Annotated in this window: 14 protein-coding genes; 8 read left to right on the top strand and 6 right to left on the bottom strand. The window is 63.0% G+C overall.

Going from position 1 to position 15,684, the window contains the following annotated elements; genetic code table 11:
- Positions 1-133: 133 nt before the first annotated feature.
- Complete coding sequence (locus ACYU96_RS03190; protein WP_460749657.1) at positions 134-1,240, top strand: N(5)-(carboxyethyl)ornithine synthase; 1,107 nt, start codon at positions 134-136, stop codon at positions 1,238-1,240.
- A 78-nt stretch (positions 1,241-1,318) separates the two neighbouring features.
- On the opposite strand, the gene ACYU96_RS03195 is transcribed toward ACYU96_RS03190, so the two are convergent.
- The 3 genes from ACYU96_RS03195 to ACYU96_RS03205 form a co-directional block, all read right to left on the bottom strand.
- Positions 1,319-2,242 (bottom strand): alpha/beta fold hydrolase, encoded by a 924-nt coding sequence (locus tag ACYU96_RS03195; RefSeq protein ID WP_460749007.1) that lies wholly within the window; start codon positions 2,240-2,242, stop codon positions 1,319-1,321.
- A 540-nt stretch (positions 2,243-2,782) separates the two neighbouring features.
- Positions 2,783-4,051: a type II toxin-antitoxin system HipA family toxin gene (locus tag ACYU96_RS03200; protein WP_460749008.1), complete on the bottom strand. Its 1,269-nt coding sequence runs from the start codon at positions 4,049-4,051 to the stop codon at positions 2,783-2,785.
- Position 4,052: 1 nt separating this feature from the next.
- On the bottom strand, positions 4,053-4,295 hold the full coding sequence (locus ACYU96_RS03205; RefSeq protein ID WP_460749010.1) for a helix-turn-helix transcriptional regulator: 243 nt from the start codon (positions 4,293-4,295) through the stop codon (positions 4,053-4,055).
- A 410-nt stretch (positions 4,296-4,705) separates the two neighbouring features.
- Between ACYU96_RS03205 and ACYU96_RS03210 the strand changes: the two genes are divergently transcribed.
- From ACYU96_RS03210 to ACYU96_RS03225, 4 genes are all read left to right on the top strand, one after another.
- Positions 4,706-5,941: a hypothetical protein gene (locus ACYU96_RS03210; RefSeq protein WP_460749011.1), complete on the top strand. Its 1,236-nt coding sequence runs from the start codon at positions 4,706-4,708 to the stop codon at positions 5,939-5,941.
- Positions 5,938-6,654, top strand: a complete 717-nt coding sequence (locus ACYU96_RS03215; protein ID WP_460749013.1) for a hypothetical protein — start codon at positions 5,938-5,940, stop codon at positions 6,652-6,654. Before ACYU96_RS03210 ends, ACYU96_RS03215 begins: the two co-directional genes overlap by 4 nt.
- A 30-nt stretch (positions 6,655-6,684) precedes the next feature.
- Complete coding sequence (locus tag ACYU96_RS03220; protein WP_460749015.1) at positions 6,685-7,677, top strand: DUF1990 family protein; 993 nt, start codon at positions 6,685-6,687, stop codon at positions 7,675-7,677.
- A gap of 688 nt (positions 7,678-8,365) precedes the next feature.
- A complete protein-coding gene (locus ACYU96_RS03225; protein WP_460749017.1) occupies positions 8,366-9,187 on the top strand; it encodes a hypothetical protein in 822 nt (273 codons plus the stop codon).
- Positions 9,188-9,404: 217 nt separating this feature from the next.
- On the opposite strand, the gene ACYU96_RS03230 is transcribed toward ACYU96_RS03225, so the two are convergent.
- The 3 genes from ACYU96_RS03230 to ACYU96_RS03240 form a co-directional block, all read right to left on the bottom strand.
- On the bottom strand, positions 9,405-10,187 hold the full coding sequence (locus ACYU96_RS03230) for a HEPN domain-containing protein (protein ID WP_460749019.1): 783 nt from the start codon (positions 10,185-10,187) through the stop codon (positions 9,405-9,407).
- Between the two features lie 4 nt (positions 10,188-10,191).
- The gene (locus ACYU96_RS03235; protein WP_460749021.1) at positions 10,192-11,403 is read right to left on the bottom strand and encodes a GmrSD restriction endonuclease domain-containing protein; all 1,212 of its coding nucleotides are present in this window, start codon (positions 11,401-11,403) and stop codon (positions 10,192-10,194) included.
- Positions 11,404-11,720: 317 nt separating this feature from the next.
- Positions 11,721-12,518, bottom strand: coding sequence for a helix-turn-helix domain-containing protein (locus tag ACYU96_RS03240; RefSeq protein WP_460749022.1), 798 nt, complete (start codon positions 12,516-12,518; stop codon positions 11,721-11,723).
- A 654-nt stretch (positions 12,519-13,172) separates the two neighbouring features.
- Between ACYU96_RS03240 and ACYU96_RS03245 the strand changes: the two genes are divergently transcribed.
- The 3 genes from ACYU96_RS03245 to ACYU96_RS03255 all read left to right on the top strand — a co-directional run bounded on the left by ACYU96_RS03245 (position 13,173) and on the right by ACYU96_RS03255 (position 15,510).
- The gene (locus tag ACYU96_RS03245) at positions 13,173-13,742 is read left to right on the top strand and encodes a Pycsar system effector family protein (protein ID WP_460749024.1); all 570 of its coding nucleotides are present in this window, start codon (positions 13,173-13,175) and stop codon (positions 13,740-13,742) included.
- Between the two features lie 8 nt (positions 13,743-13,750).
- Positions 13,751-14,479 (top strand): adenylate/guanylate cyclase domain-containing protein, encoded by a 729-nt coding sequence (locus tag ACYU96_RS03250; protein WP_460749025.1) that lies wholly within the window; start codon positions 13,751-13,753, stop codon positions 14,477-14,479.
- Positions 14,480-14,589: 110 nt separating this feature from the next.
- Positions 14,590-15,510, top strand: coding sequence for an adenylate/guanylate cyclase domain-containing protein (locus ACYU96_RS03255; RefSeq protein WP_460749027.1), 921 nt, complete (start codon positions 14,590-14,592; stop codon positions 15,508-15,510).
- Positions 15,511-15,684: the final 174 nt, after the last annotated feature.

Consider the following 15,684-nt stretch of genomic DNA (forward strand, 5'->3'; position numbering starts at 1 on the left):
CCTAGGTTCCCTGATGATGGGAATCCGGATGTCCGGCGCCACTCGCTCTTCTGCTCCTGCCCCCACCGCGGCATCGACCCTCTCCCCGCCGAGCGGCGATCTGCTGTCCCTCGGCCTGCTCGCACACTCCTCGATGGAGAACGAGCGCCGGCTGCCGCTGCATCCGGATCACTTCGACCGGATCGACCCGGACGTGCGCGCGCGAATGATCGTCGAGCGTGGTTACGGCGCTGACTTCCAGCTCGAACCTGGCTACCTCGAGACCCGCGTGGGCAGGGTCGCGGAGCGCTCCGAGGTCCTCGAGTCCGCTGACGTGCTGCTGCTGCCCAAGCCGCAGGCGGCGGACGTGGCAGCGATTCCCGAGGGCCGCGTTCTGTGGGGATGGCCGCACTGCGTCCAGGACACCGGCATGACGCAGACGGCGATCGACAGCCGGCTGACGCTGATCGCTTTCGAGGCGATGAACCACTGGACCCGCCGGGGCGACTTCAGCCTGCACGTGTTCCACAAGAACAACGAGCTCGCCGGCTACTGCTCCGTACTGCACGCCTTGAGCCTGACCGGCTCGACCGGCGACTACGGCCCGCGGCTCAGCGCGGTCGTCATCGGTTTCGGCGCGACGGCGCGGGGCGCCGTGACCGCACTCAAGGCGCACGGGATCCACGACATCCAGGTCCTCACGCAGCGTGGCGTCACGGCGGTCGGCGCGCCGATCCACACGGCACACATCACCCAGCTCAACACCGGCGAGGGGCCGGCTCACCTCAGCGAGGTTCTCACCTCGGCCGGCGACATCCTGCTCCCCGCGTTCCTGGCATCGCACGACATCGTCGTCAACTGCACGCTCCAGGACGTCGCCGCACCGTTGACCTACCTGAGGACCGAGGACCTGGAGCGATTCGCCGCAGGAAGCCTGATCGTCGACGTTTCGTGCGACCTGGGGATGGGTTTCGAATGGGCGCGGCCCACCACGTTCGACGAGCCGATGTTCACCGTCGGCCAAGGCGTGGGCCACTACGCCGTCGACCACAGCCCGTCCTACCTGTGGAACTCGGCGACGTGGGAGATCAGCGAGGCGATCCTGCCGTTCCTGCGCACGGTCGTGGAAGGACCGACCTCGTGGGCGAAGGACCTCACCATCTCCCGCGCGATCGAGATCCGTGACGGCGTGATCCAGAACCCGAGCATCCTGAGCTTCCAGGATCGCGAGCCGGTCTATCCGCACGCTCCGGCCGCCTAGGCACTCCGCGCCGGCGTGCGGTGCGACATCCGGCCGATCGGCGATCGGCCGGTAGCCGGGCTCACGAGCAAGGCTGCATCAGTCGCGTGCGGCGACCATCGTCTCGATCTCGTCGAGCACGATGTCGGGTCGATCGATCGGGACGTCGTGCGAGGTGCCCTCGGCGGTGACGAGCGTGCGATCCGGGCCGGCCGCCACGAACGCGGCTGCCGCGTCTCGCCAGCGCTGTGCGTCCTTCGGCAAACCGTCGAACGGCGTCCTCTCCGACACGATGACGGTGGCAGGGACGTCGTCCGGCCAGGCCACCTGGTGGTAGGCCTGGTGCATCGGCGCGTAGTTCTCGGCAGTCGCGATCAGCTGGCGGTTCTGCTGGGTGGACGGGTCCTCCTTCGCGGCCTCGACCTGCGGTGTGCCCACGGTGATGAGACGCGCGATCGTCTCGTCGGTGTAGAGCTGGGGCAGATTCGCGTCGACGAGCACCGCACCGGAGACAAGCTTCGGGTTGGCGCGGGTGAAGTAGGTGGCGACCTCACCCCCCTGAGAATGTGCCACCAGGACGACGTCCTGGGTGACATCGAGTGCGCGCAGACCGGTCTCCAGGTCGTTCACAGCGCTCTGCACGCCCCATGCGCCCGGCACCTCGTCACTGTCACCGAGCCCTGCGCGGTCGTACGTGATGATCGTGGACCCGGTGGCTGCCGCCAGCCGGGGAACCAGGTCGTCCCAGTACGAGGAGTCCATACCCCCGCCCGAGTCCAGGACGAGGGCGGGAAGACCGCCGGGGGTGACGTGGAACGCCAGGCTGCGGCCGGCTCCGGCGTCGACCATGTGCATCGCGGCATCGGCGGGCGAGTCGGGGGCGGGTGCCGGCGGCGTCGACGCGGTAGAGCTTTCCGGGGCGGACGCGTCACCGCACGCAGCGATAACTCCGGCGGTCACGGCGAGCAGGAGCATCGTCGGCAGTACGCGCCGCGCGCGTCGACGGTGCAGGTCGTTTCTCATCAGAGCGATCTCCTGGAGCAGTGGTTGCGTGGGGCCGAACGAGCTCAATCCTCGGCGCATCCGCGCTGTCGAACGACCCTGCTGGCACGACCATCTCAGGAGGTTTTTCGGCACCGCACTCGCGGGGGTGTCCCCACTTGACAGCCAGGAATTCGACGTCGCGACGTCGGACGTGGGCCGGATGCGATCGGGCGCGGGCGCCCGCTGGGACGCCACCGTCGCGACCTTGTTCAGGTCGCTGCCGCTCCGGCCGGGGACAACCGGCATTCGGCCTGGTCAGGCGACCAGACCGATACCTGAATGGTCAGACGTTGAATCGGAACGTCGTCCTGGGGAAACGGTGGGTGCCCGCAGACGTCGCCTGGCGCGAACGGGGATGGTCCGGGGGCCGGCGGACGAGTCGACGTTCCGGTGCGTGTTGGCCCGGCTCGATGCCAGCGCGCTGGACCGGCTCCTGGGCACGTGGGCGGTGACGAAAGCGGCCGTGGTGAGGACACCGGAGCGGGTGACACGTGGACGCTGGAGGCCGGAGAATCTGCGCTATGGCACGGTCGCATTCCTGCGGGCGCTGAGCTCGTTCTGGATCCGGTCGAGCATGGCCGCGGCGTGACCCTCGTAGTCGTCAACCTCGGACAAGGCATCAGTGAATGCTTCCGGGGCGCGACAGGCCATCTCTGTCACTCGCTCGAGAATGCGGGCCTCGTCCAGGCGGGCCGATCCCGCGAAGCGCCGCCAGGCGTCGTCGTCCACCTCGTCCAGGACGAACGTGCCGCCGATGCTCATGGACAGCACCCGACCGCCGTCGTGGGGTGGGTCGTAGGCGAAGCCTGTGGCCATGTCGTAGAGGGGTGCGAGCGAGACCTGCTCACCGGACAGCATGACGGCGTAGTTCCGGGCATGCGCATCTGGGGCGCCCACCACCGTGTTGAAGATCAAGCCGTCGACGAATCTGTCCACGCTCACTCGGGCCTGCTGCGCCGAATCCGCCTGGGCCCGTAGGAAGCGAATGACCTCCGCCGCTGACGGGCCTCCTGATTCCTCGTATTTCTCAGGATTTCCGAGTGCCTGGCACAGGTCTTCCTGGTGGAGCCGAACCACCCGCGCGTCGTCAGCGAAATCCCGGTCGAAACGCGTGATCACGATCGCGTCCTGGGACTTGAACTCCGTGTACTCGGTGTGCGCGACGTCCAGACCCATCAGTGCGGCCGCCCGCATGGTCGCGTGCTCGTCGAGTGCCTGGGCACGCATCTTTCGGATTCCCGGTTTGATGATGTGCGTCGTCGCCTCGGAACCGTGCGCGACATACCAGCGGTCGTCCTGGCGTCGCAGGGCGAACTTCTGCTGCGTTCCGCCGAGAGACCAGTGCTCACCCGGCATGAGCCAGGAAGCGTTCTCGTCGGTGTCCATCTCGTCGAGACGGATCTCGATGTCGCCGACGCTACATCTCTCGAGACTTCCTTCGCGGTTCAGGGTCGCCTCGAGCTCGTCGGCAACGCAGAACTGCAGGGCCCCAGCACAGTCCTTCCCGGTCGCGGACAGCAGATCGAGAGTGTCGGTCGTGTCGATCCGGTAGCGGCGCGCGATGGCGCGCAGTGCGCCGTCGTTCTCCGGAAGGAGGCCCTTCAGGAATCGCTCGACGCCGATGCCTGTGTGGACCGGAACCTCCGTCGGCAAGGACAACGACAGCGGAGTCGTGCCGGAGTGACGGTACGACTGGTCGTAGGTCAGGCGGAGGCCGGATCCCGCGCGCTCCAGATCCGCGATGTAGTGGCCGCCCAGCAGCACGGCGAGGTGATTGATGGTGGCCATTTCACCCCTCCACCTGCTGGATCATCAGGTTGGCGTCGAGCTCGTCAAGGACTCGCATCAGTCGTCCGACCTCGAGTCCCTCTGTCTCACCACGCTCCAGATTGATGATCCACACTCGCGAAACGTCCGCCCGGCGCGCCAGTTCCGCCTGCGTGAGGCCGCGATCAAGGCGCAGCTTCTTGACCGACCGCGCCAGCCGAGGCAGCGATCGGGCATTGAGTATGGCGCGCCCTTCCGAACTCACGATGTCATGATACCCCGACATCGGCGCGGTGCAAGGATATCCTTACATCGGCGCGGTGCAAAGGTATCACGACATGCCGACGGAACCCGCTGAGCGGCATCTGGCCTGCGACGCGACCCCACATCACACGTTGAAGCGGAACGTCGTCCTGGGGAAACGGTGGGGGCGGGTCGGATGCGGGGACGGCTGGGATCGTTGGAATTCCAACGATCCCAGCCGTTGGCGCGTTACGGGTACGACGGCGGGGTGCGGACTTCTTGCGGACTGGCTGCGGACTGCATCGCTCCCTGCTCCCGCCGCTCCGAGCAGTCGGCAGCAGAGCGAGGCCGCCGGCTACTGCGAGGAAGCTGACGTCGACTGGCGCCAGGACGTCCGCATTGACGTGAACTACCGCCGATAGGCTGCCGGACGTGGTGGCACAGGTCGATCCGCTGGCGGGTCTGGACGAGGTCGAGTGGGAGCGGCTGGTCCACGCATACGGCGCCGCCAAGGACGTACCGGCGAACCTGCGTGCGCTACGCAGCCGAGACCCACGGGTTCGACACGGAGCGCTGGTCCACCTCAGCGCTTCCGTGACGCACCAGGGCAGCAGGTATTCGGTGTCTGCTCCCGTCGCTCGGTTCGTCGTGAAACTCGTCCTGGCCCCGGACGCGCTCGACCGCGAGGGGCTGCTTGAGTTCCTGTGTGCACTTGCGGTCGGGATCGACGACGAACGGTTGCCGGCCGGGGTGCCGATCGCCGAGTGGCGGGATGAGGCCGCGCAGGTGGAAGCAGAGCGCGAGGCCCTGATTGCTGGCGCGGCAGAGTGGGCAGACAGCGAGATGAATCACGGTCCCGAGCGTGAGCTGTGGCTCCGCAATCCGTTCAGCGGCCTGGCCACCAGTCCGGACACCGTCGCTGCCTACGACGCGGTACGTGACGAACTGCCCCGCCTTGTTCAGTTCCTCGGATCGCACCGGAGCGTCGAGCGCGCACGCGTCGCCTACCTGACCGGCATGTTCCCCGAGTCCGCGGCACGGACCGTGCCACTCCTCGCCGACCGTCTCGACGTCGAAACCGACGAACACGCATTGACGGCCACGCTTATCGCGCACGGATTGATCGCCAGCCCGTCCGCAACGCTTGACCGTGTGGCACGGTTTCTCGACGACCAACCGCCGCTGGTGCGTTGGGGCGCGGCAACGGCGCTGGCCCGAGCATCAGCAACCGCCTCCAGGCCACCAGGCCGCCGAGTCATCAGGATCCTCATCGACTCGACCGTGCACCAGGATGTGCCCGACCTTCGGATCCACGACGGCTGGATCGGGTCCTGTGCGGCCAAGAGCCTGACATCGATCAGGCACTGGCTCACCGCGGCGGACGTCGAGGATCTTGCCGACCGGCTTCCACTCGCCGCCTCCAGCTTCAACCGCGGCCACTTGCTCGACACCATCCTGTCCGCCGCGTTTCCCGGCGCGGGTCCCGCGGCTGACGTCAGGCTGGACGGCCTGACACCGGTGCAACAGCACGCCCTGCGAGCGGTCCTTCCGGTCTGGGAATCGGACGACTCGTGGATGAGCACGATCCCTGGCACGTTGGCCCGCCACGGGCTCATCTGCAGTCGCTCCGAGATCGAGGCGGCCCTCACTGCCGGCGGAACGGCATGACAGCCGATCAGAGCGCTCCTGCACGGGCTATCGCGACCGGCTGGACGAAGGGCGCCCTGGCGACGCTGGGCCTCGCGCTCATGCTCATCGGGGCTTCCCAGGACCTCGCCTGGACGACCTACAAGCTCGGGATCCTGCCGGTGGGGCTGCGGCATCTTCTGGAGCACGGTGGATACAACGGCCCGTTCAGCGAGAACTTCGAAGCGGCGATCGGGCGGGGTCTCACATGGACCGTCGGCTTCATCATCGTCTCAGTGGTCGCGCTTGGCATCGTGCGTCGCCGAGCGGTCCACCGGCTCCCCGCAGCCGTCGTCGTACTCGGTACGGTTCTCGTCGTGTCGTGGGCACTGCTGGGAAACGCCGGCCCGTCTCTCGGCGACGGGCGACAGGGTTTCCACACGTTGCGACCCGCACTCGACGGCGTCGTCGAACACGCTCTGCAGGGCGACCTCGACGGGCCGTACGCCGAGCTGCCCCGGAGCCTGGAGTTCGTCTCCGTGAACGGCTCCGTGGACGTGTACCACGATGCCGACGACCCAGAAGCGGTCACTATCTTCGTTCCGCAGTGGGCACGGCTCGTCGACGACGCGGGTGGCTACATCTACTCACCCCACCGCACACCCGACGTGTATATGCGCGGCATGGCCTGCACCGACCCGGCACGCCTGGACGGGGGCTGGTGGTCCTGCGGGATGCCAACTCGATCTGATTGAGGCCAACCACCTTGGGGCAGGATGTGCGACGTGGATGAAGCAGAGAACGGCGTCGTCTGCGTGCGCTGGTTCACCGTGGGTGACGGCGCGGCTCGGGCAACCGTCGAGGTGGCGATCAGGAGCGCCCTGGTGGCTCAACGGGCCCGCTTGGCCAGAATCGACGTCGACATCGTGTCGGACCATGACTGGCCGGCGAGTATTCACGCGGCCGTCCGACTGGCCGAGGAGCGTCTGACGGCGAACCGGCAGCGCAGCATCTCCCTCACCCTCGACCCGTGCCTTGACGAGGACTTCGACATCGTGCACGCGCTCGCTCCGTTCAGCATCGGGAGCACGGGAATCAGCTCCCGTGGCGAGCACATCTGGGGCGCAAACGACACCGGCACCAGCGTGGCCTTCGTGCTCACTCCCACCGAGGAACACGCCGTGAGGTCTGCCATCACCGCAGCCGGCGGCGTCGCGGATGACCTGCTGCTCCTCTCGGAGCATCACCTAAGCCAACGGGACCTCAGCTACAGCGTCGTCGGCGGCACGGCACCAGGCGCAGAGCGGTGGCAGCCACCCGACGGATGGCGCGCGTACGAACGCACCGTCTCGCTCGGCTCCGGAACCGATCTGTGGAATACGGCTTCAACGGCAGTCCTCTCCTGGGGTATCAAGACGCGGAGCGGATTCAGCGTCGACCCATCCCTGGAGGAAGGCCGCGTCGCGCGCCAAGGCGAGCGCTACTGGCTCCTCGCACGCATCGGTCCAATCCACGTGCGGGAGCCGGTGAAGGTCGTCGCGACGCTCGTCACCCGCTACCGGGCCGCCCTCGCCTACGGCACCCTGGCAGGCCATCCGGTCTCCGGGGAGGAAGCGTTCATCGTCAGCCGGGACGACGACGAGAACGTGAGCCTGACGCTGCGCTCCATCACGCGCGCCGGTCGAGGCCCGTGGCGTGCGCTCTTTCCGGCAATCTTGCTCACCCAGCGCATCTATCGGCGCCGCTACCTCCGCACACTCCGGCACGACCGTCAATGAACTCCGACGGATCCTCCTTCCCCGATAGCAGGTCGCGGGAGTAGCGGACGGGTTGGCCCGTACGCCGGGTTCTCCTGGAGGGTGGGGCGGTATGTCTCGCGGTGTCCGCCGAGTTGGTTGGACACCGCGAGAGCGTTGGATTCTCGCGGCTTGACGGCGACCGCTGGGCGTTGGCGAGTGTGGTGTCGGGTGGGCAGAGACAGCACTCATGTGTACCCGATGTGTACCGCCCGCTGATCGCGGTACATCATCCCGAACCGTCGCCACCTCATCACCACGGGGACTCGATGACCGGCATCGCGAGGCGGGCGACGAGGCTCTCGCAGTCAGGGTCGACGCTGGAGCCAATCTCATGTGCTTGGTGCCGCGCGAGGTCGAAGTCGCCCATGACCGCGGTGCGGGCGAGGGCGATCTCGGCGACGTCGACGATGACGGTTGCGAGGATGGCCTAGAGATGCTCGGGGTCGGACGCCCGGAGCTAGCAAGTGTCGGGCATTGGGCAGCGTGAACGGCTTGTCATGCACGAAAGCAAGTGCTGGCTCGTCGGAGCGGGCGGGGCGGGAATGGGTGAAGTCCCATCCCAGGCGCCAGTGACGGTGGTCACGAGACCCGGCACTCCCGTACTGTGTATGCGACGTCACAGAAGCCCGATCTATACAGGCGTTCCGGACTAAAAAGAGGCACCGTCGTGACAGATAGTTTGAAGACGCGAGACGAAGTCGATCTCGACGAGGTAGTTGTTTCTGGCGCCCCTCGCGGTTGGATGACCTCGCGGGACATCATGGAGAACTTTCTCCTTGCCGGCGCTCTTGAGATGCAGGCGCGGACCCGAATTTTTCCGTCGAACCCCTTCGTGCACGGATTGGAGCAGGAATTACCGCCCGCATTTCGCTACGACACGCTCGGGGCGCTGCTGCGCTACGGACCCTACGTGGAGAACGAGCTCAGACAACCGGCCTTCTCGCTGAACCCGGAAGTCAATTACGCATATTTCGAGCCAATGTTCTCAGGGCCTGAACGGATCGGTCGACTATCGCTTCTCGGTATCGTGTGGGAGTTTGTCGATGTCGCCCTTGAGCGAACCGGAAATCTTCGCCCGCAGGGGTTTGTCGGGTTCGAGAAGGCCATCAACGACTTGGGCAGGGCGAACCTCGGAAAGCATGGGCTTTCGATCTTTATGGCCGCGTTCTACCGTGAATTTATCGGAGATCCGCGGCCACCTTATCTCAGTCCTGTCGAGTCCGCCTTTATCGATGGCGAATCGATTCCAGGGTACGCAAATGGAGGATTTGGTCCAGCCTTTGGGGCAGGATCCCTGAGTCCAAGCGGGGCCATGTACCTCGATTCGATCTGGACGACCGTGTGGACCATTTTGACAATGCGAGCCCCAGAGCATTTTGTAAGCAAGTTCTCTGATCGACGTGACTCGCTGATGGACGTTCTCGATCGCGGTGCCAGGATTGCCGCCGTCAGTGGAACGAACAAGTGTTGGCCTGGTTGGTCCTCATGAATCGCTCAGGCGGTGGGGGTCCGCGTGAGTCGCCCGGGAGTTGGCTCGGCTGCGCTCCCTCACGCGGGCTGGCTGAGGCCCGTGGCGCGGGCTCTTTCCGTTGATCTTGATCGCCCAGCGCATCTATCGCCACTGGTACCTTCGCACGCTGCGGCACGTTGGCAGATGAACGCCCGGCGAAGACTCCGCCACGACGGAGGGCAGTGTGGTCCGGGCCTTAACGGGGAATCATCGCTAGGTCGACCGTAACTCTTGATAGCACCCGGAAGTATTCTATAGTCTCCTGTACCTGATCGGGGTCCGGGAATGCGGTTGTTGAAGTAGGGTGTGCAATGCCGTTCCGCTCCTTCATGATTGCATCCAACCGAGAGGTAGCGGCAGCGGTACACTGCCCATCCTCAGCCTTGCCGAGGTATGTCTTGAGAGGAGCTTGCTTACCAAGTTCGCGCCACAAGCTTTCGATTCCGATTCGCTTAAAAACTTCGGCCATCATGCGCGAATGCATGTTGGACTCTGTAATTGCGAGAAGCCGTGATTCGATCACAACTGTGGACCCGGCGGATGAGTGAAGTGAGTCAGCCAGTATCTTGATCAACTGTTCTGTCTCAGACTTTTCAAAATTGTACTTCGAGGGTGACTTGGCTACCTCAAGTGTACGATCAAATATTTCGGTTCGTATCGCCTCGGGTAGATCTTTGTAAGTTGTGGCCTTGGATGCATGCTCGTCCCCAATCGCCACGATAGTTTCGCGTACGAAGTTTTCAAACCGACCGCATAAGTAGAGAAGGATCGACCCTGACATGATCGGTAGGTCGGTCCGCACCTGTGGTGCGATCTGAGCTAGTTCGAGGGATTCTTTCCATGCGACTGAACCATTCTGAACTTCCGTCGGCACCGAGCTGGCGGCAAAGCCGCGATAAAGTCGGGTCAGCTGCAACAGGTCAGTCGCGCGGTCGAGATCGTCGTGGAATTGTTGCAGTATCGAGGTGAGCTGACTCATGGCATTACCGCGCCCGAAGGATGCGGTCCGCAAGTTCGACGCGTGCGCGCACCGCGCCTATCGTGTTTCCTCGACCGACTAGAATGCCGTACTGGTCCGCTTCTGTGAGTGCGGCATTGAGCGCACTCTGTACGGCCGGTGCGTTGCCTTCGATATCAATAGTCTCGTCCCTACTCAGAGCCACCATCAGTGCGTCATATAGAGGACGACTCAAACGTTCAGTAGAAGGTAGCCGGAATGTGGCGGATCCGAAAACAGATAACAGTCGCCTCAAAGTGCTATTGAAGCTGGAGGACATGCCTTGGGCGGTCTCGTCGTCGAGTTGGGCGTTTTCCGCCATGTAGCGATCCAAGATCAATCGGAGCGAGCCGGTGCGATCATTGAGAATTGCATCCCTTAGCGCAAAGAAGCGAAGAACCAGCTCTGCGTCAGCTAGGGAGGAATATAGCGGATTCTTTAGAAGTTGCTCTGAAGGATCCGTCTCTTCGCCGGGCTGATAGCGCGGGATGCCCCATGCCGTGGTGAATAGGTCAGTGCGTGCCAATTCGACCAACAGGTCATTCAGCCTGCCGGGATAGAGGGCGTTCCTAAGCTCCTGAGGGTTTAGTCGAATTCCGCCTGTATTAAGGCGGTCAAACAGCACGCGTCGCACGTCCAGCTCACCAGAGGTGGTGTTGTTCGTTTCGGCGAGAAGGACTACCGCAGGCAAGCTTCGTCGCAATAGGCCCTTCTTCAGCACCTGAGGCAAATCCAGAAAACGCTTCCGATTCAACTCGGTCCAATACTCAAGACCGGATAAGGAGAATTCGTTATTCAGGAACGAGCTTATCGCGTCGAGCCGCTGCCGCCCGTCAATCACTTCATATTCGTTATAGTCTCTTTCAAAGAGAAATATCGGGGGCACTGGAATATTCAATAAGAAGGACTCGATTAGAAGAGATTTCTTCTTGTTGGGCCACCGCAGTCGCCGTTGATAAGCGGGCGAAATGTCGATTAGTTCTCGCCCGGGCTGCAACGCGTGCTGTAGGTAATCGAGCTGGTAGTCCTTGGTTTCGCGCACAACGCGCAACTGGCTGACCGCGTATTTCTCCGCAGGGTCGGTAGGTGTCGCGGTAGTTGGTTCCTCTGGTTCCTCAGTGTCTGGTAGCACTTCGTCTTCTTCGATGAACCACGCTTCAACCTCTTCGGGGTCCACGTCGGACTGCTGATCGCTCATGGCCCAATCCTACGAGCAAGCCGTACCGTGGCAGGTCGATTGCAGTGTCGCGCGTCAGACGTGTGCCGGTGCCCCGTTGGCTGCGGGTCTTGCTTGTGCAGGGTTCTGAGAGTTCATCGCAAGACCACCAGCGTTCCGGCTGAGGAGAGGACTGGCCGGCGAGGTCATCGGCGCTGGGGTGCCCGCCGCGCGACGGGGTCCGGGACGCGGCAAGTCCGCCCAATGAGAGCCATTTTCCGCTAGGGTCTCGCGACCGCCTCGGCGTTGCGCCCGCAACCTCTCGGCTCGTCCGCAGGTCGAGGCCGCACTCCCCCAGGTCAGGCGCGACCGACCCCCGGGACGCTGCCCGTGGCCTCAAATTCCTTCAGGCGTTTGCGGACCGTCGACTCGCTGAGGCGCATCTGTTCCGCGATCGACTTCACTGTGGCGCCCTGCGCGAACAGGTCGATGATGCGGTTCACCGCCACTTCGTCGAGGGGCGCGCCAATCTGCCGCACGAATCCGGTCTCTAGCGAATCGTTTCGCTCCAGCACCATAGCAAGTCTGTCTTCAAGTTCCGGAAGGCGCGCTGCGAGGAGTTGCACGTTGGCCTCGAACGGGCTGACGGCGGTCTGGGGCTCTTGAGCCTTTAGCAGTAGCCCGAATTTTCGCCAGAGTGGGTTCTCGCCTGCGCAGCTCAATGCACACTCTTTAAGGTGTTTGCGCAGGCCGTCGTTCTCGGCATCCATATCCCATCCGTGTAAGCTCGATTTGTATGTGTATGTGTTGATCCCTCCGGTATCGAAAGGGATCTCGGTAAATTCATCGCGAACCAGTGCTATCGGCTTATTCAATGATGTTCGAACACCAAGCTCGAAGAACACATTTGGATTGTGTCCACTGAGATCGCAAAGGACGAGATCGGACTGCTCTAAGTGCTTGATAATGACCTCGTGAATCAGGTGTGCACCTTGTGCTGCCGGTCGGATGGCCTGATATCCAGCGGCTTCAATAGCCTTTACGAAAAGAGTGTCCATGACGTGTTCCCAATGGCGATTGTCGCCGTATTTTTCGGCCTCGTGGTCGCGTGTTGTGATTGGCATGGCGATGAAGCAAGTCTTGGACTCGTTGGGCATGGGTGCAGTCTGCCAGACTTTGCACTGAGCCTTTCCCAGTAGGCGGTGTGTCGTCGTCGACACGCCGTGTGGTGTGATACTACACAGGCGATCAGATGCGAGACATCCTCGGAGCTTAGGTGTACCAGCTGCACATCGGGCCCCCGGATGGCGCCGCCGACGCGGCTCAAAACCCTCAACGACAGGGCGGAAGCACCTCGGGAGTGCTGTCAATGGCGTCCATCGCAGGCTGGCCTATTCCGGAGAACGCCAGCAGAACGCAGAATGCAAGAACGATCAGCACGACGCCCATGCCTCAGGCCGGCCGCATATCGTGGTGATTATCACTCGCGCCGCCCGCCCCAATCACACCGAACTGCGCGACCTTGCGATCAGGGTGAATTGGCCACTGAGTCGAGCGGCCAACTCAGCAACCTGGCGCGTCCCGCCGTGTTGCGTCGTAGCGCAGTTCAGCTCGAAGTCGCACTTGGGGGACGGCTGACACTGGCCGCGTTGGGATCGTTGGAATCTCGCGGATTCTGCGTTGGTCAGTGCCGGTCGGATCGGGCTGGCGCCGGACACCTTGTGGACCCTTCCTGGACTCGACGGCGACAGTGAACTCCTGCCCGGACGACCCATCGGCCGATGTCCGACACCCCCGCTACGCTCCGTGCCATGGCTCGATCACTCTTCTCGCGCCGCTCGCGAGATCAGCTGGAGGTGCCCGCGCCGGCTCCAGACCCGGACCACGCGTGGAAGCTACTCGGACTGGTCAACGAGTGGATCCGTCACTCCGATGCCAAGGCGGGTGTGACCCTCGCATTCACGGGAGCCCTTGGCACGATGGTCTTCAACCTCGTGAAGGACTTCGATCATCGAACAATCCTATTCAACACTCTCGCTGTCCTTGCCGCCACCCTCCTGGTGTTGGCAGCGGGTCTGTGCGCGTGGACGCTGACCCCGCGCGTCAACGACGTCGATGCTGAACCTGAGGCGATCAACCGCTTGTTCTTCGGCAGCATCACGCAGAACTTCAAGGGCACCCGGCGGCAGTACCACGACGCACTGGCGATGCTCACCGTGGACCCGCACGAACTTACCAAGGACCTGGCTGACCAGATCCACGCGAACGCGAAGATTGCCACCGTCAAGGCGAGCGCCGTCAAGCGCGCCATCCAGGCGGCACTCGCAGCAGGCGCCAGTGTCGCCGCACTCGCGACCATCATCGGCATCACGAGCCTCTAGGAACGAACATGGACGGCAACTACAGGACGTACGACTACCTAAAGAGCTCCGGACGCATCAGGGAAATCCTGAACCAGCCCGCAGGGACCTTCGAGGAGGTGGAATATCTTCCCGACCGCGACAGACTCACCTACACCAACGGCTTCTACGGGACGTGCTCGGCGGTATTCATCGACATTCGTGACTCCTCCAGGCTCACTGCAAGCCACAAGCGTCCCACACTCGCGAAGATCTACCGATCGTTCATTTCCGAGATGGTAGCTGTGCTCAACTCCAATCCAAACGTCCGCGAGGTCAACATCGTCGGCGACTGCGTCTGGGCGGTCTACAAGACCGTGTTGAAGCCCGATATCGACGATGTCTTCAGGATCGCCTTCCAGGCGAACACTCTAGTCAAACTGCTCAACCATCACTTTGAGAAAAAAGGCATCACTCCAATCAAGATTGGCATCGGCGTTGACGACGGACGCGTGCTCATGATCCAGGCTGGGTTCACTGGCAGTGGAATCAACGACGTGATTTACATGGGTGACGTCGTGAATCGCGCAGCACACCTGGCGCACGCGGCAGGGCGTCGGTGGGAACCACCGATCTTCGTTGGGCCCGATTTCCAGACCAACCTCAACGACCACAACAAGGGCCTCCTCAATGCCAAGCATGTTACCGGTCTCGGATATGTCTACTCCGGAGACGTTGTGCACACTGAAATGAACGACTGGGTCGATAGCCTGAAGTAATCATGTCGCACCCATGGTGCAATGGCCTGCCGATGGTGCCAGGGGATCGACGGCGCAAGACGCTGGTGCATCGGATCGTGTCAGTCTGCTAAAGGACGACGAGCAGACCCATGCGCCGGCTACCACTGCCGGCCCTCACGAACTCCGGCAAGGACCTGGCCGACCGGATCCACACGAACGTGAAGATCGCCACCGTTGAGGCGGCCGCCGTCAAGCGTGTCATTCAGGCGACACTTGCAGCAGGTGCTACCGTCGTGGCGCTCGCCACCAGCATCGGCATCATGAAACTCCAGGGAAAAAACATGGATGGCAATTCCAAGGCATACGACTACCTAAAGAGCTCTGAGCGGATCAAAGAGATCCTGGACCAGCCAGCGGGGAGTTTTGAGGAGGTGGACAGCCTCCCCGACCGCGACAGACTCACCTACACGAACGGATTCTACGGGAAGTGCTCCGCCGTGTTCATCGACATTCGCGACTCATCGGGGCTCACAACGAACCATAAGCGCCCTACGCTTGCAAAGATCTACCGATCATTTATTTCAGAAATGGTCGCCGTGCTCAACTCTGACCCCAATGTCCGCGAGGTCAACATCGTTGGTGACTGCGTCTGGGCCGTATCCACGGCCGCGTTCAAGACACAGATCGACGGAACCTTTAGCGTCGCCGCCAAGGCGAACACCTTGATCAAGCTACTCAACTACCACTTCGACAAGAAGGGTCTCACCCAGATCAGGATCGGGATTGGCCTTGACTTTGGACGAGCGCTCATGATCCAAGCCGGGTTCAGCGGCAGCGGGATCAATGATGTGATCTATATGGGTGACGTCGTGAACCGCGCCGCGCACCTGGCGCATGAAGCAGGGCGACGCTCGGAGCCGCCGATTTTCGTCGGGTCGGGATTTCAGGCCAATCTCAATGATCACAACAAGGGGCTCCTCACGCCCAAGGACGTGACCGGTCTCGGGCAGGTGTACACCGGAGACGTCGTGTTCCCTGAAATGAACAACTGGGTCGGAAGCCTGACGTAGTCTCCCAGCAAGCGCTATCGCGGCTCACAGAGATAGATGCAGATGCGCCTCCCCATACGCCGGGTTCTCCTAGCCTCGATCATTCACATGGTGGGTAGCCCGGCCTGACGGTTTCGTCCGATGTGTGGCTTGGCCGTGTTTGGCAGCGTTTCGCTATCGCGTGTCGCTGCGTGC

It is taken from the genome of Myceligenerans cantabricum, assembly GCF_054777735.1.

Excerpts from the sequence above, each read along its gene's own strand:
- ACYU96_RS03190 (WP_460749657.1), top strand. The coding sequence starts at position 134 with ATGGAGAACGAGCGCCGGCTGCCGCTGCATCCGGATCACTTCGACCGG.
- ACYU96_RS03195 (WP_460749007.1), bottom strand. The coding sequence starts at position 2,242 with ATGAGAAACGACCTGCACCGTCGACGCGCGCGGCGCGTACTGCCGACG.
- ACYU96_RS03200 (WP_460749008.1), bottom strand. The coding sequence starts at position 4,051 with ATGGCCACCATCAATCACCTCGCCGTGCTGCTGGGCGGCCACTACATC.
- ACYU96_RS03215 (WP_460749013.1), top strand. The coding sequence starts at position 5,938 with ATGACAGCCGATCAGAGCGCTCCTGCACGGGCTATCGCGACCGGCTGG.
- ACYU96_RS03230 (WP_460749019.1), bottom strand. The coding sequence starts at position 10,187 with ATGAGTCAGCTCACCTCGATACTGCAACAATTCCACGACGATCTCGAC.
- ACYU96_RS03235 (WP_460749021.1), bottom strand. The coding sequence starts at position 11,403 with ATGAGCGATCAGCAGTCCGACGTGGACCCCGAAGAGGTTGAAGCGTGG.
- ACYU96_RS03240 (WP_460749022.1), bottom strand. The coding sequence starts at position 12,518 with ATGCCCAACGAGTCCAAGACTTGCTTCATCGCCATGCCAATCACAACA.
- ACYU96_RS03245 (WP_460749024.1), top strand. The coding sequence starts at position 13,173 with ATGGCTCGATCACTCTTCTCGCGCCGCTCGCGAGATCAGCTGGAGGTG.
- ACYU96_RS03250 (WP_460749025.1), top strand. The coding sequence starts at position 13,751 with ATGGACGGCAACTACAGGACGTACGACTACCTAAAGAGCTCCGGACGC.
- ACYU96_RS03255 (WP_460749027.1), top strand. The coding sequence starts at position 14,590 with ATGCGCCGGCTACCACTGCCGGCCCTCACGAACTCCGGCAAGGACCTG.